The following is a 12,380-nucleotide window of genomic DNA, read 5'->3' on the forward strand; positions in this document are numbered from 1 at the left end:
GTCACAGCAGGGTTTTGAGGTGGTCGGCCAGGAGGTCCCAGCGCCATTTCTGCTCGACCCATTCCCGGCCTCGGCGGCCCATGGCGCGGCGGAGTTCCTCGTCACCCAGGAGGGTGATGACGCGTTCCGCCGTCTCGTCGGCGGAACCGCCCCGGACGACCCAGCCGGTCTCGCCGTCGAGGACCGCGTCCGGGGCGCCGCCGGAGTCGCCGGCGACGACGGGCAGGCCGGTCGCGGACGCCTCCAGGTAGACGATGCCGAGGCCCTCGACGTCCAGGCCGCCGCGCCGGGTCCGGCAGGGCATCGCGAAGACGTCCCCCGCGCCGTAGTGGGCGGGCAGTTCGGACCAGGGGACGGAGCCGGTGAAGCGGACGGAGGCGGCGACGCCGGTGTCCGCGGCGAGCCGGCGCAGGTCCTTCTCGTAGGGACCGCCGCCGACGATCAGCAGCACCGCGTCCGGCTCGGCGGCGAGGATCGCGGGCATCGCCCGGATCAGCGTGTCCTGGCCCTTGCGCGGCACCAGCCGGGAGACGCACACCACCACCGGCCGGCCGGCCAGTCCGAGGCGGGCACGCACCTCGTCGCCGCCCGAGCCCGGGTGGAAGGTCTTCTCGTCGACGCCGGGCGGCAGTTGCACCATCCGCGCGGCCGCCTCGGGGGTGAGCGCGCCGGCGACGCGGGACCGGGTGTACTCGCCGAGGTAGGTGATCGTGTCCGTGGACTCGCCGATACGGCGAAGCAGTTGGCGGGCGGCGGGCAACTGGGCCCAGCCGGCCTCGTGGCCGTGGGTGGTCGCCACGATCCGCCCGGCGCCCGCGCGGCGCAGCGCCGGTGCCATCAGGCCGAGCGGTGCCGCCGCCCCGAACCACACCGAGGTGCACCCGTGCTCGCGCAGCAGCCCGACGGCCCGCCGGGTGGCGGCCGGCGTGGGCAGCAGCATCGTGGTGCGGTCCCGCACGACGGTGAAGGGCTGCTCGGCGTCGAAGGCGGCGGTCGCCTCGATGCCCTCCCGGGTGCGCTTCCAGGTGGACGCGTAGACGACGAGGCGCTCCGGGTCCAGCCGCAGCGCCATGTTGTGCAGGAACGCCTGGATGCCGCCGGGGCGGGGCGGGAAGTCGTTCGTGACGATCAAGGTCTTGTGCATCGCCGCCGACCCTACCGAACGGCTGTTGTGCCGTCCGCCACGGCGCTGCTCGGTGGCATGTGCACGGGCTTCCGCGCCATCATGGCCCCTCACGACCGCGACACCGACAGGCAGGGATCACGTGGAACCGACGGCCGCACGAGGGTCCCTGGCACCGCTGCTGGGCGTCTGGGGGGTGACGCGCGCGGCGCTGCTGCTGTGTGTGCTGAAGGTCGTGGTCTTCCCCGGCCCGGACGTCACCAGTGACGTCTCGGTGATCTACCGGGGCTGGTACGACGTGCTGGTCACCGGAACGTTTCCGCTGGACGACGTGACCTGGCAGTACCCGCCCGCGGCGGCCCTGGCGGTCCTCTCCCCCGCCGTGCTGCCGTTCCTGGAGTACGCCACCGCCTTCTTCGTGCTGGCGCTGGTCGCCGACCTGGTGACGCTGGCCCTGCTGCTGCGTGGCGCGCGCGCCGCGGGCCGGTCCCGCCGTGGGGCGTGGATGTGGGTGGCGGGCGTGCCGCTGCTCGGGCCGACGGTGTACGCCCGCTACGACGTGATGGTGACCGCGGTGGCGGTGGCCGCGCTGCTGGCGGCCGGCCGGCACCCCCGGCTCGCGGGGGCGCTGGTGGCGTTCGGGGCGCTGCTGAAGGTGTGGCCGGCGCTGCTGCTGCTCGCGGTGCGCCGGCGTGGCGCGTGGGTGTCGGCGGCGGTGACCGGCGTGGTCGTGGCCGGGCTGTTCGCGCTGCTGATGCCGGGGGCGTTCGCGTTCCTCGGCTTCCAGCGGGACCGGGGCACGGAGGTCGAGTCGCTGGGCGCGCTGGTGTTCCACGTGGCCCGGCACCACGGCTGGGACGGCGAGGTGCTGCTCAACTACGGCTCGGTGGAGTTCCTCGGCCCGTACGTGAGCTGGGTGAGCACCGGGGCGCTGTTCCTGACCGGGGCCGCGCTGGCCTGGCTGGTGCTGTGGCGGCTGCTGGCGACCCGGTTCGAGCCGCACACGACGGCCGACGCGGCGTTCACGGCGGTGCTGATGTTCACCGTCACCAGCCGGGTGATCAGCCCGCAGTACATGGTGTGGCTGGTGGGGGCGGCGGCGGCCTGCCTGTGCTTCCGGGAGAGCCGGATGGGGCGGCCGGCGGCGCTGGTGCTGGTGGCCTGCCCGGTGACGGTGCTGGAGTTCCCGGTGTACTTCGGCAACGTGGTGGCGAGCGACGGGCTGGGGATCACGCTGCTGGTCCTGCGCAACGGGCTGCTGGTGGCGGCGGCGCTGCTGGCGGCGCGGATCCTGTGGTGCGCGTCGGTGCCGGGGCGCCGGGAGATCCCCGCGGCGCCCGGACCGTCGTGGGCGGAGCGGACCACGGTGTCGTCCTGATTTCGGCCCGGAACCCAGCCCCCGGCGAGAGCCGTCCCGACGCCGGCACCGGATCAGCGCCCCTGAGGGGCGCGGGAACTGCGCGACCACCCCCACCACCCCGCACCCACCGACGACGCGCAACCCACCGGCGGGACCACCCTGCCCCCGGGCCGGAACGAGCACCCCTAAGGGGCGGGGAACTGCGCGACCACCCCCACCACCCACCGACGACGCGCAACCCACCGGCGGACCACCCTGCCCCGGGCCGGAACGAGCACCCCTAAGGGGCGCGGGAACTGCGCGACCACCCCACCACCCGCACCCACCGACGACGCGCAACCCACCGGCGGGACCACCCTGCCCCCCGGGCCGGAACGAGCACCCCTAAGGGGCGCGGGAACTGCGCGACCACCCCCCACCCCGCACCCACCGACGAGACTCAGCCCAACGGCGGGGAGCCGTCCCCGCTTCAGCGCAGCGCCGCCCGTACGTAGTCGCGCCACTGGAGGGTGAAGTCCTCCGGCGTGGTGCCGAGGACCCGGCTCATGGCGTCCCGCACCGCGCCCTCCCGGTCCCGGTGCGCGCCCACGGCGCGGTAGAAGGCGCCGAGGCGGTCCTCGCCCCAGCGGTCGGCGATCATCCGGCAGGCCAGCCAGCTGCCCTCGTAGGCCCGGGCCAGCCCGTCCGCGTCGCCGGTGAAGCCGAACTCGTCGTCCTCGGGCAGCGCGCCCGGCACCTCGCCCCGGCCCACGGCGTGGGCGAGCTCCGGGGCCGCCTCGGCGGGGCTGCGGGCGGCGTCGCGGTAGCCGACCCAGTCGGCGTACCCCTCGGACAGCCACAGCGGGGTCGCGGCGGAGGTGTGCGCGCGGGTGGCGACATGGGTGGTCTCGTGGGTGAGGACGACCTGCCGTCCCGAGTCGCCGAGCAGGCCGAAGGCGTCCGGGTTGACGATGACCCGGTCCGCCGGGGCGCGGGGGCCGGCCCCGGTGGCCCCGGTGGTGACGGCCGCGATGCCCCGGTACGAGGACGGGGGCGAGCCCAGGAGGCCGGCCATGCCCTCCAGCGTCCGGGGGACCAGGACGACGACGCTGCGGGCCCAGCGCGCGCCCCACGCGTCGGAGACGGCGGGCACCGCGCGGTCGGCGAGCTCCGCGTAGTCGCGCAGGGTCGCGGCGGACTGCCCGACGCCCAGCACCAGGCTCCGCTCGCCGCGGACGGCCTGGGCCCGGCCCTGGTCCCACAGCTGCTGGCCGGAGTCGTCGGCGGGGCGGTCGGAGTCCACCGACCAGCGGCCGTCCCGGTCCCTGCTCAGGCTGAGGGTGCGGGCGGTGACGACCGGGGAGGGGTCGTGGCCTTCGACGCGGTAGCTGAGGTCGGCGGCGGCGGTGGCGTGGTCGCCGGTGCGGTCCAGCGCGGTGACGCGGTAGGACCAGTCCGCGAGCGGCACCGCGCGCAGGTTGTCGAACCCGTCCCGGGTGCCGGTACGGGCGTAGGCGGCGGCGTCCCGGTCGAGGACCGCCTCCGCGCGCCGGTCGAGCAGGGACTGCACCTGCGCGCGGGCGGCGTCCACGGCGGGCCCTCCACCGCACCCCACGAGGGCGACGAGCAGCAGACACAACGCCGCCACCGCCGCCCCGGACACCCGCGTTCGACCAGCCACCTTTCCGAGGGTACGGGCGCAGGGCCGCCGAGGTCAGACCCTGGTGACCGACGAGACCGGCATCATGCCCACCGGGTCGTAGCGCACGGGGGCGCCCGGGTAGGGCGCGTGGATCACCTGGCCGTTGCCCATGTACATCCCCACGTGGGAGGCGTCGGCGCGGTAGAGGACCAGGTCGCCGGGGCGGGCCTCGGACAGCGGGACCTGCCGTCCGGCGTACCGCTGGGCCTGCGAGGTGCGCGGCAGCGCGACCCCGGCCTGGGCGTACGCCCACTGGGTCAGTCCGGAACAGTCGAAGCCGGAGGGGCCGTTGGCGCCCCATACGTACGGCTTGCCGAGGGCGGAGCGGGCGGCGGCGACGGCGGCGGCCGCGCGGCCCGAGGCGGGGGCGCCGCCGGGGCCGAGCAGGTCGGCGCGGGCGGAGCGGGAGGCCCGGTCCCAGGCGGCGCGTTCGCCGGCCGGGAGGGAGCCCAGCAGCCGGCGGGCCTCGGCGAGCTTGCTCTCCACGGTCCGCTTGTGGGTGGCGGCGGCCTTGCGGCTGCGCTCCAGCGCGCCGAGCCGCCCGGACGCCTCGGCGCGGTCCTGGGCGAGGGAGCGCAACGTGCCGCGGAGCTTCTTCAGTTCGGCGCTCTGGTGGACACCGATCCGGTCGAGCGCGGAGGCTTTCTCGAGGTAGTCCTCCGGGTCGTCGGAGAGCAGCAGGGCCAGGGTGGGCTCCAGCCCGCCGGAGCGGTACTGGGAGCCGGCGAGCGAACCCAGCGACTCCCGCATGGTGTTGACGCGCTGCTGCTTGCGGGCGACCACGTCCTGGAGGTCGGCGATCTCCCGGCGCAGGGTGTCGGCCCGCTCCCCGGCCGCGTTGTACGCCTCGGTGGCCTTCTCCGCCTCCTCGTAGAGGCGGTCGACCTCGGCCCGGGTGTCCTCCTGCGGCGCGGCCGTGGCCGGCACCGCGCCGAGCGCGGTGGCCGCCGCGGAGAGCAGGCCGAGGGCGAGGACGGTGCTCCGGTCGGATCCTGAAGACGGTGCGGTACGACGATGGGACCCCACGGGAAGCCGCGCTCCTTCCGCTGGCGGACAGGGAAACGCGGCAGACAGTAGCCTCCGGGACCGCCGGCATATCCACGGCCAGGGCGGGCACACACGGTGACGCCCCGCCTGTGACCTGGGGTCGAGGCGGGGCGTGGGGCGGAGCGGGACCGCCGGGAATCCCCCGAACGGGGGCACCCGGGTCGGGTCAGACGCGCACGCCGAACATGAAGGGGCCGCCGATGGTGTTCATCGACTCGTAGCGCACGACGGTGCCGGTGCGGGGGGCGTGGATGATCTGGCCGTTGCCCGCGTAGAGGCCCACGTGGTGCAGGTCGTTGAAGAAGAACACCAGGTCGCCGACCTTGAGCTGGTCCACCGAGTAGATCTTGGTGCCGGCGCCGGTCTGCGCCTCGGAGGTGCGCGGGATGCCGACGCCCGCCTGCGCGTACGCCCAAGAGGTCAGGCCCGAGCAGTCGAAGGAGGACGGGCCGGTGGCGCCGTAGACGTAGGGGGTGCCCAGCTTGCTCTGCGCGGCGGCGAAGGCGGCGGCGGCGCGGCCGGAGCCGGGCGGGACGTTGACCGAGAGGGCGTCGCGCTCGCTGGCGCGGGTGGCGCGGCTCTGCTCGTCGGCGAGCTGTGCCTTCTCCGCGGCGGTGAGGCTGTTGAGCAGCTTCTGCGCGCTGGCGAGCTTGCCCTGGACTTCCTTCTTCTTCTTGCCCAGTTCGGCGCGGGTGGAGGAGAGGTCCTTGAGCTTCTCGGCGGCCTCGGAGCGCTGCTGGGCGAGCTCGCGCTGCTTCTCCTGGATCTTCTTCAGACCCTCGACCTGCTGGGCGCTCAACTGGTCGAGCGTGGACGCCTTGTCGAGGTAGTCGTCCGGGTCGGCGGAGAGGAACAGCTGCACCGACGGGTCTATGCCGCCGCTGCGGTACTGGGCGCTGGCCATCGAACCCAGGCCGTCGCGCAGGTCGTTGAGCTCCTGCTGCCCCTTCGCGACGTTGTCCTGGAGGGTGGAGATCTCCTTCTGGAGCTTCTCCTGCTTCTCCTTGGCGCCGTTGTACTTCTCGGTGGCCTGCTCGGCCTGCTCGTAGAGCTTGTCGACCTTGGCCTTGACCTCGTCCTTGCTCGGCTTCTCGCTCGGGGCGGCGTTGGCAGCCTGCGAGCTCATGACGACGGCGGCAGCGGCGGCAGTGGTGAGCACAGTCACGCGTGCGCGGCTCGGCTGCTTGGGACGACGGTGGGACGCCACGGAGACGAGCTCCTTCTCGAGAGTGATCGCGCGAGCGAGGGTTCGAAGACTGACCCTAGTGATTCTCTTGTGATCAGTTCAAATCCCTGGGCACAAAATCTCCGCTACAGCGCGTTTATCGCCCCGCAACTCACCTGCAGTGACGCCTTCTTGACGCTACGTTGCGTGACGGTTCCGTCAATTCGGGCATTGGTCAGGTACGTTGCACGAGGGACGGATGTGCATCAGATATTAGGAAAGCCTTTTGAGGAGCACGGCGGACGCGACGGGGCGCGCGCCGGCGCGTGCGACCCCGTCGGCGACCTCGCGGTCGGTGGAGGCGACGATGACCGGGCGCCCCGGAGGCTCGGCGCGCACCAGCTGGCGGATGAGCTCGTCCGCGGTGACGCCCGGCTTGGAGAACAGCACCCGCACCCCACGCGGCGGGGCCAGCAGGACCGGCGCGGCGAGTTCGGCGCCGTCGAAGACACAGGTGACCTCGGCGCCGGTCTGCGCGGCGAGCTGTGCCAGCTGCCCCAGCAGGCGCAACCGCTGCTTCTCCAGCGGCATCTGGGGATAGCCGGTCTTGGTGACGTTGTAGCCGTCGACGACCAGATGCGCCTGCGGCAGCGCCAGCAACTGGTCGACGATGGCGGGGTCGTCCTCGGACAGCGCGCGGGCGGCGATGTCCTTCGGGGTCATCCGGCCCGGTTCCACGGCGTCCACGGTCTCCGCGGGCCGCACCGACACGGGAGGCAGCGCCAGTTCGCGCCGCAGTCCCTGGGCGGCGTCCAGCACGGTGTCGAGCAGCAGCCGTACCCGCATGTCCTCGACGCTGCGGCCCTCGCGGGCGGCCCGGCGGGCGGCCTCCAGGGCCGCCTCGGTCTCCCCCAGCCGGGCCTTGAGGCGCCGGCTCTCGCTCTCGGCGGCCGACACCTGGGCATGCCCCTCGGCGCGTACGGCCTCCATCTCGCCCCGCAGCTTGCGCACGGCGGCCTCGCCGCGCTTGACGTCCGCGAGGGCGGAGCGCAGCTTGCGGTGGAGCGACTCGGTCTCCTTCTTCGCCGCGTCCAGCTCGACGCGCAGCCGCTCGGTCTCGGACCTGGTGTGGTCACGGGCCCGGTCCAGTTCGGCGCGCAGCCGCTCCAGCTCGGCGCGGGTCTCCTCGTCGGCGCGCTCGGCGTCGGCGCGCTGGGCCTCCTCGCCGGCGGCGGTGACCAGCTTGACCCAGCCGGCCGGGCGGAGCACATAGGCCGCGGCCGCCACATCGAGCGGGTCCGCGGCCGGGGGCGGGGAGCCGGAGTCCAGGGCGCCGGTCAGTTCCGGCTGGGCCTCTCTGAGCTTCTCCCCGATGCGCTGCCGGAACAGCGGGTCGGTCTCCAGCGCCGCCGCCATGGCGTTCCCGGCGAACTTGGCGCGGCGGCTCGGGGTGAACCGCGCGTACTGCCGCAGCTGCGCGGGCAGCTCGGCGACCGTGAGCCCGCCGAAGCCGTCCGCGACGATCTGGACGACCCGGCGGCGCACTCCGTCGGGCAGCGGGCGGTCGAGCACCTCGGCGGCGCCGTCCTGCGGCCCCCCGCCCGTGGTCTCCACCATCCGTCACACCCCAATGCCTGTGTGCGGCCCCGCCCCGGGGGCCGCCGTCAGCGGGGCCCGCTCCGCTTCAGGAGCCGGCGCCCGGCCTGTCCACGAGTTCCACCTGATCCACGGCGTTGCACCAGCGGCACCGTACCGACTCGATCGTCTCATCGAGCACCTCGCGCTCCTCGACCTTGGGCTCTCCGGCCAGATCGAGGTGCACGTACTCGACGACCTTCGACGAGCGGGTCACGTCGAAACGGGTGAGGTTGCCGCAGAGCGTGCAGCGCCACCGCGTCGAGGCGGTCGGCAGAGGAACCGTCATCGTGGCTGTTCGCCTTCCTTCCAGTGTCCGTGACGCACCGGGTGGCCGGTGCGTGTGGCTCGTAACCCTACGGCCTGCCGGGTGCCCGCCGCCCGCCTGTCCACGGCGGCGAGGCGGTCTGCACGGGTGCGTCCGGTTACGTCATGCTCTGTAGCCATGATCCGCAACTGGGCCGCGACGGCCGCCGGGGCGATCCGGACCACCCCCGCGCCGGTCACCCGCACCCTGATCGTGCTGTGCTGCCTGGTCTTCCTCGTCGGGCCGGCCTCGGGACTGCACCCGGCCCACGGCTCCGGGGACGAGCTGCTGGCGGCCCAGCGCGCCTACTTCCGCCGCTGGGGCGTGATCCCCGCAGACCTGTTCGACGGGTCCCCCGCGGCCGTCCTCACCCCCGCCACGGCACTGTTCGTACACGGCAGCTGGGTGCACCTGCTCGGCAACATGCTGTTCCTCCACGTGTTCGGACCAATGACCGAGGCACGGATGGGCCGCGTGCGGTTCGCCCTCTGCTGCGCGGGCTGCGGCTACCTCGCCCTGCTGGGGTACGCCGCCGCCAACGCCGGCTCCGAGCGGTCCCTGGTCGGGGCCTCGGGAGCGATCTCGGCGGTCCTCGGAGCGTTCCTGTTCCTGTTCCCCCGGGGGCGGGTCACCAGTCTCCTGCCGTTCGCGCTCTTCCTGCCGGTACGGCTGCCCGCGTGGGTGGTCCTGCCGTTCTGGGCGGCCCTGCAGTGGGCGGCCGCGGGACGCACGGCTGAGGGCGGGCCGGGCGTGGCCCATCTGGCGCACCTCGTGGGCTTCGGCCTGGGGATCGGCTGCGCATGGGTGTGGCGCGGCGGGGCGACTACAGTGAAGTCCGCCCCTGCTCCGGCTCCCGAGGGAGAGAACCAGCCGTGATCACCGCGATCGTCCTCATCAAGACCAGCGTGGACCGGATCCCCGAGATCGCGGAACAGATCGCCGCGCTGGACAGCGTCAGCGAGGTCTTCTCCGTCACCGGCACCTACGACCTGATCGCCATGGTGCGGGTCCGCGAGCACGAGGACCTGGCGGAGGTCATCCCTGGCCGGATCAGCAAGATCCAGGGGGTCGAGGGCACGGACACGCACGTGGCGTTCCGCACGTACTCCCAGCACGACCTGGAGGCGGCGTTCGCCATCGGCCTGGACAGCTAGCCCGCTCGCACGCCGGACGGGCTGCGTCTCAGCCCTCCGGCGTGCGAGGTGCGGGGTCCGGGGCGGAGCCCCGGGTCGGGAAGGGAAAAGGGCGGCGGGGGCGAATCCCCTCCTACGCCCGCGCCGACGTGTCCGGCACGCACCGCCCCTCCACCGTCCGGTAGGTCCACCGCGCACCGTCACGGACCAGCTCCCGCACCGCCCGCACGAACCGCTCCACATGCTCGTCCGGCGTCCCGGCCCCGAAGCTGACCCGAATCGCGTTCAACGACCCCGCGTCCGGCGCCCCGCACTCCCCCTGCCCCCCGGCCTCGCTGCCCACCAGCCGCCGCACCAGCGGGTGCGCGCAGAACAGCCCGTCCCGCACACCGATGCCGTACTCCGCGGACAGCGCCGCCGAGAAGTGGGAGCTGTTCCAGCCGTCGACCACGAAGGACAGCACCCCGACCCGCGGCGCGTCGTCGCCGAACAGCGACAGGAACCGCACCTCCGCCACGTCCGCCAGCCCTTCCCGCACCGCGCTGACCAGCGCGTCCTCCCGCGCCGCCAGCGCGTCGAAGCCGGCCTCGGCGAGCGCCGTGCAGGCGGAGGCGACGGCGTGGGCACCGATGACGTTGGGCGAGCCGGCCTCGTGGCGGGCGACGCCGTCGTGCCACTCCACGTCCACCCCGCCGTCCGCGCGCCGGGCGACCTTGCGGCTGGCGCCGCCGCCCGCGAGGTAGGGCTCGGCCACGCGCAGCCAGTCGGCGCGCCCTGCCAGCACTCCGGAGCCGAAGGGGGCGTACAGCTTGTGTCCGGAGAAGGCGACCCAGTCGACGTCCAGGTCGCGCACGCTCACCGCGCGGTGCGGGGCGAGCTGGGCGGCGTCCAGCACGATCCGGGCGCCGTGCGCGTGCGCGGCGGCGGCCAGTTCGCGGACCGGCCACAGCTCACCGGTGACGTTGGAGGCGCCGGTCACGCAGACCAGGGCCGGGCCGTAGGGGTCACGGTCGGCGAGGGCGCGCTCCAGGGTCGCGACGGCCTGCGCGGGGCTGCCCGGCGCGTCCAGGTACGTCACCCGGACACCCCGCCAGGGCAGCAGGGAGGCGTGGTGCTCGGTCTCGAAGACGAAGACCTCGCAGCCCTCGGGCAGGGCGGCGGCGAGCAGGTTCAGGGAGTCGGTGGTGGACCGGGTGAACACCACCTGGTCCCCGCTGCGGCAGTCGAGGAACTCGGCGACCGTCCGGCGGGCGTTCTCGAACAGGTCGGTGGACAGCTGCGACAGGTACCCGGCGCCCCGGTGGACGCTGCCGTAGTACGGGGCGTACGCGGCCACGTCGTCCCAGACCCGCTGGAGGGCGGGGGCGCTGGCGGCGTAGTCGAGCGCGGCGTAGGTGACCTCGCCGCCGGTGACGAGCGGGACGGCGACGTCCCGGCCGAGGACGGGCAGCGGGGCACGGACGGTGGGGGCGGCGGCAACGGCGGAGACGGACATGGCGTAACTCCCGTGAGGCAGGACGGATCCCCGCGCGAACGGACGGCGCGCCGGCGCGGGAAGAAGAGTGAAAAGGGTGTGCGGAGGCGGGGCTCGGCGCCCTAGCGCATTCGCTTGCTCACGGAAGGCTCCTCGACGACCAGGACCCCTGGTGTGCGAGGGGTCCGCGCTTGCCGTGAGCCCTGCTGCTCACGGCCTGGTCCTCACCCGGGGCACCCCGCCACGGACGGAGGGTTGCCGGACAGCCGGCCGGGGCCTTGTGACTGTCACTCATGACCTGACAGGGAAATTACGTGAGGTGACCGGCGTCCCGCAACCCGGGTCCGGATCTCGGGACGACCGCACCCTCCTCAGGCGTTGCTGACGGCCACCCAGCGCTCCAGGACGCGCTTGGCCGAGCCGGAGTCGATCGACTCGGCCGCCTTGTCCATCCCGGCGCGGATCTGTTCGGTGAGCGTGCCGCCGCCCGGCTCCAGCGCCACCAGCGCCGCCGCGGAGTTCAGCAGCACCGCGTCCCGCACCGGGCCCCGCTCGCCGTCCAGCAGCCGGCGGGCGACCTCGGCGTTGTAGGAGGCGTCGGCGCCGCGCAGAGCCTCCACCGGCACCAGCTCGATGCCGACGTCACGCGGGTCGAAGCTCTCCTCGGTCACCGCGCCGTCGCGGACCACCCACACCCGGGAGGTACCGGTGGTGGTCAGCTCGTCCAGGCCGTCGTCGCCGCGGAACACCAGGGAGGAGTGGCCGCGCCCGGCGAACACCCCGGCCATGATGGGCGCCATCCGCGGGTCGGCGACGCCGACCGCCTGGGCCTTGACCTGGGCCGGATTGGCCAGCGGGCCGAGGAAGTTGAACACCGTGCGGATGCCGAGCTGGCCGCGGGCGGCGGCCACGTGGCGCAGCGCCGGGTGGAACCTCACCGCGAAGCAGAAGGTGATCCCGGCCTCCTCGGCGACCTCGGCGACCCGGCGCGGGGTGAGTTCGAGGTTGACGCCCAGCTTCTCCAGGACGTCGGAGGCGCCGGAGGCGGAGGACGCGGCGCGGTTGCCGTGCTTGACGACCTTCGCGCCGGCGCCGGCCACGACGATGGAGGACATGGTGGAGATGTTCACCGTCTTGGCGCCGTCGCCGCCGGTGCCGACGATGTCGACGGTGGCGCCCGGCACGTCGATGACGTTGGCGTGGGCGTACAGCGCCCGGACGCAGCCGGTGATCTCCTCGACCGTCTCTCCCTTGGCGCGCAGGGACACCGCGAAGCCGGCGATCTGCGCGTCGGTCGCCTCGCCCCGCATGATCAGGTCCATCGCCCAGGCGGTGTCGTCGGCGGACAGGTTCCGTCCGTCCAGGAGGCCGTTCAGCAGGGCGGGCCAGGAGCGGCCCGCCGCGTTGTCGCCTCCAGCGGGGGTCACAGCGCTCATGGTCGCTCCTGACGGTAGT

At 73.9% G+C, this 12,380-nt stretch carries 11 protein-coding genes and 1 riboswitch; of the genes, 3 read left to right on the plus strand and 8 right to left on the minus strand.

What is annotated here, in order from left to right:
* Position 1: 1 nt before the first annotated feature.
* A complete protein-coding gene (locus F3L20_RS24235) occupies positions 2-1,144 on the minus strand; it encodes a glycosyltransferase family 4 protein (RefSeq protein WP_150156145.1) in 1,143 nt (380 codons plus the stop codon).
* A gap of 121 nt (positions 1,145-1,265) precedes the next feature.
* Between F3L20_RS24235 and F3L20_RS24240 the strand changes: the two genes are divergently transcribed.
* Positions 1,266-2,501 carry a glycosyltransferase family 87 protein gene (locus F3L20_RS24240; RefSeq protein ID WP_150156146.1) on the plus strand — a complete coding sequence of 412 codons (1,236 nt, stop codon included), beginning with the start codon at positions 1,266-1,268 and terminating at the stop codon, positions 2,499-2,501.
* 451 nt (positions 2,502-2,952) lie between these two features.
* Here F3L20_RS24240 and F3L20_RS24245 read toward each other — a convergent pair whose 3' ends face one another.
* From F3L20_RS24245 to F3L20_RS24265, 5 genes are all read right to left on the minus strand, one after another.
* A complete protein-coding gene (locus tag F3L20_RS24245) occupies positions 2,953-4,143 on the minus strand; it encodes a hypothetical protein (protein WP_167534594.1) in 1,191 nt (396 codons plus the stop codon).
* Between the two features lie 33 nt (positions 4,144-4,176).
* Positions 4,177-5,190, minus strand: a complete 1,014-nt coding sequence (locus F3L20_RS24250) for a C40 family peptidase (RefSeq protein ID WP_150156147.1) — start codon at positions 5,188-5,190, stop codon at positions 4,177-4,179.
* Positions 5,191-5,377: 187 nt separating this feature from the next.
* A complete protein-coding gene (locus tag F3L20_RS24255) occupies positions 5,378-6,418 on the minus strand; it encodes a C40 family peptidase (protein ID WP_145825346.1) in 1,041 nt (346 codons plus the stop codon).
* Between the two features lie 231 nt (positions 6,419-6,649).
* The gene (locus F3L20_RS24260) at positions 6,650-7,993 is read right to left on the minus strand and encodes an NYN domain-containing protein (RefSeq protein ID WP_150156148.1); all 1,344 of its coding nucleotides are present in this window, start codon (positions 7,991-7,993) and stop codon (positions 6,650-6,652) included.
* Between the two features lie 67 nt (positions 7,994-8,060).
* On the minus strand, positions 8,061-8,300 hold the full coding sequence (locus tag F3L20_RS24265) for a hypothetical protein (protein WP_073936621.1): 240 nt from the start codon (positions 8,298-8,300) through the stop codon (positions 8,061-8,063).
* A 156-nt stretch (positions 8,301-8,456) separates the two neighbouring features.
* On the opposite strand from F3L20_RS24265, the gene F3L20_RS24270 reads away from it, so the two are divergent.
* Both F3L20_RS24270 and F3L20_RS24275 read left to right on the plus strand, forming a co-directional pair.
* On the plus strand, positions 8,457-9,194 hold the full coding sequence (locus F3L20_RS24270; protein ID WP_150156149.1) for a rhomboid family intramembrane serine protease: 738 nt from the start codon (positions 8,457-8,459) through the stop codon (positions 9,192-9,194).
* Complete coding sequence (locus F3L20_RS24275) at positions 9,191-9,472, plus strand: Lrp/AsnC family transcriptional regulator (protein ID WP_024882613.1); 282 nt, start codon at positions 9,191-9,193, stop codon at positions 9,470-9,472. Before F3L20_RS24270 ends, F3L20_RS24275 begins: the two co-directional genes overlap by 4 nt.
* Positions 9,473-9,584: 112 nt before the next feature.
* Here F3L20_RS24275 and F3L20_RS24280 read toward each other — a convergent pair whose 3' ends face one another.
* Both F3L20_RS24280 and trpD read right to left on the minus strand, forming a co-directional pair.
* On the minus strand, positions 9,585-10,946 hold the full coding sequence (locus F3L20_RS24280) for an aminotransferase class V-fold PLP-dependent enzyme (RefSeq protein WP_150156150.1): 1,362 nt from the start codon (positions 10,944-10,946) through the stop codon (positions 9,585-9,587).
* A 161-nt stretch (positions 10,947-11,107) separates the two neighbouring features.
* A riboswitch (SAM riboswitch) is annotated at positions 11,108-11,224 on the minus strand.
* 72 nt (positions 11,225-11,296) lie between these two features.
* Positions 11,297-12,361, minus strand: coding sequence for an anthranilate phosphoribosyltransferase (gene trpD / locus F3L20_RS24285; protein WP_145825350.1), 1,065 nt, complete (start codon positions 12,359-12,361; stop codon positions 11,297-11,299).
* Between the last annotated feature and the right edge of the window lie 19 nt (positions 12,362-12,380).

Origin of the sequence: Streptomyces tendae, assembly GCF_008632955.1 — a bacterium.
Lineage (GTDB): Bacteria > Actinomycetota > Actinomycetes > Streptomycetales > Streptomycetaceae > Streptomyces.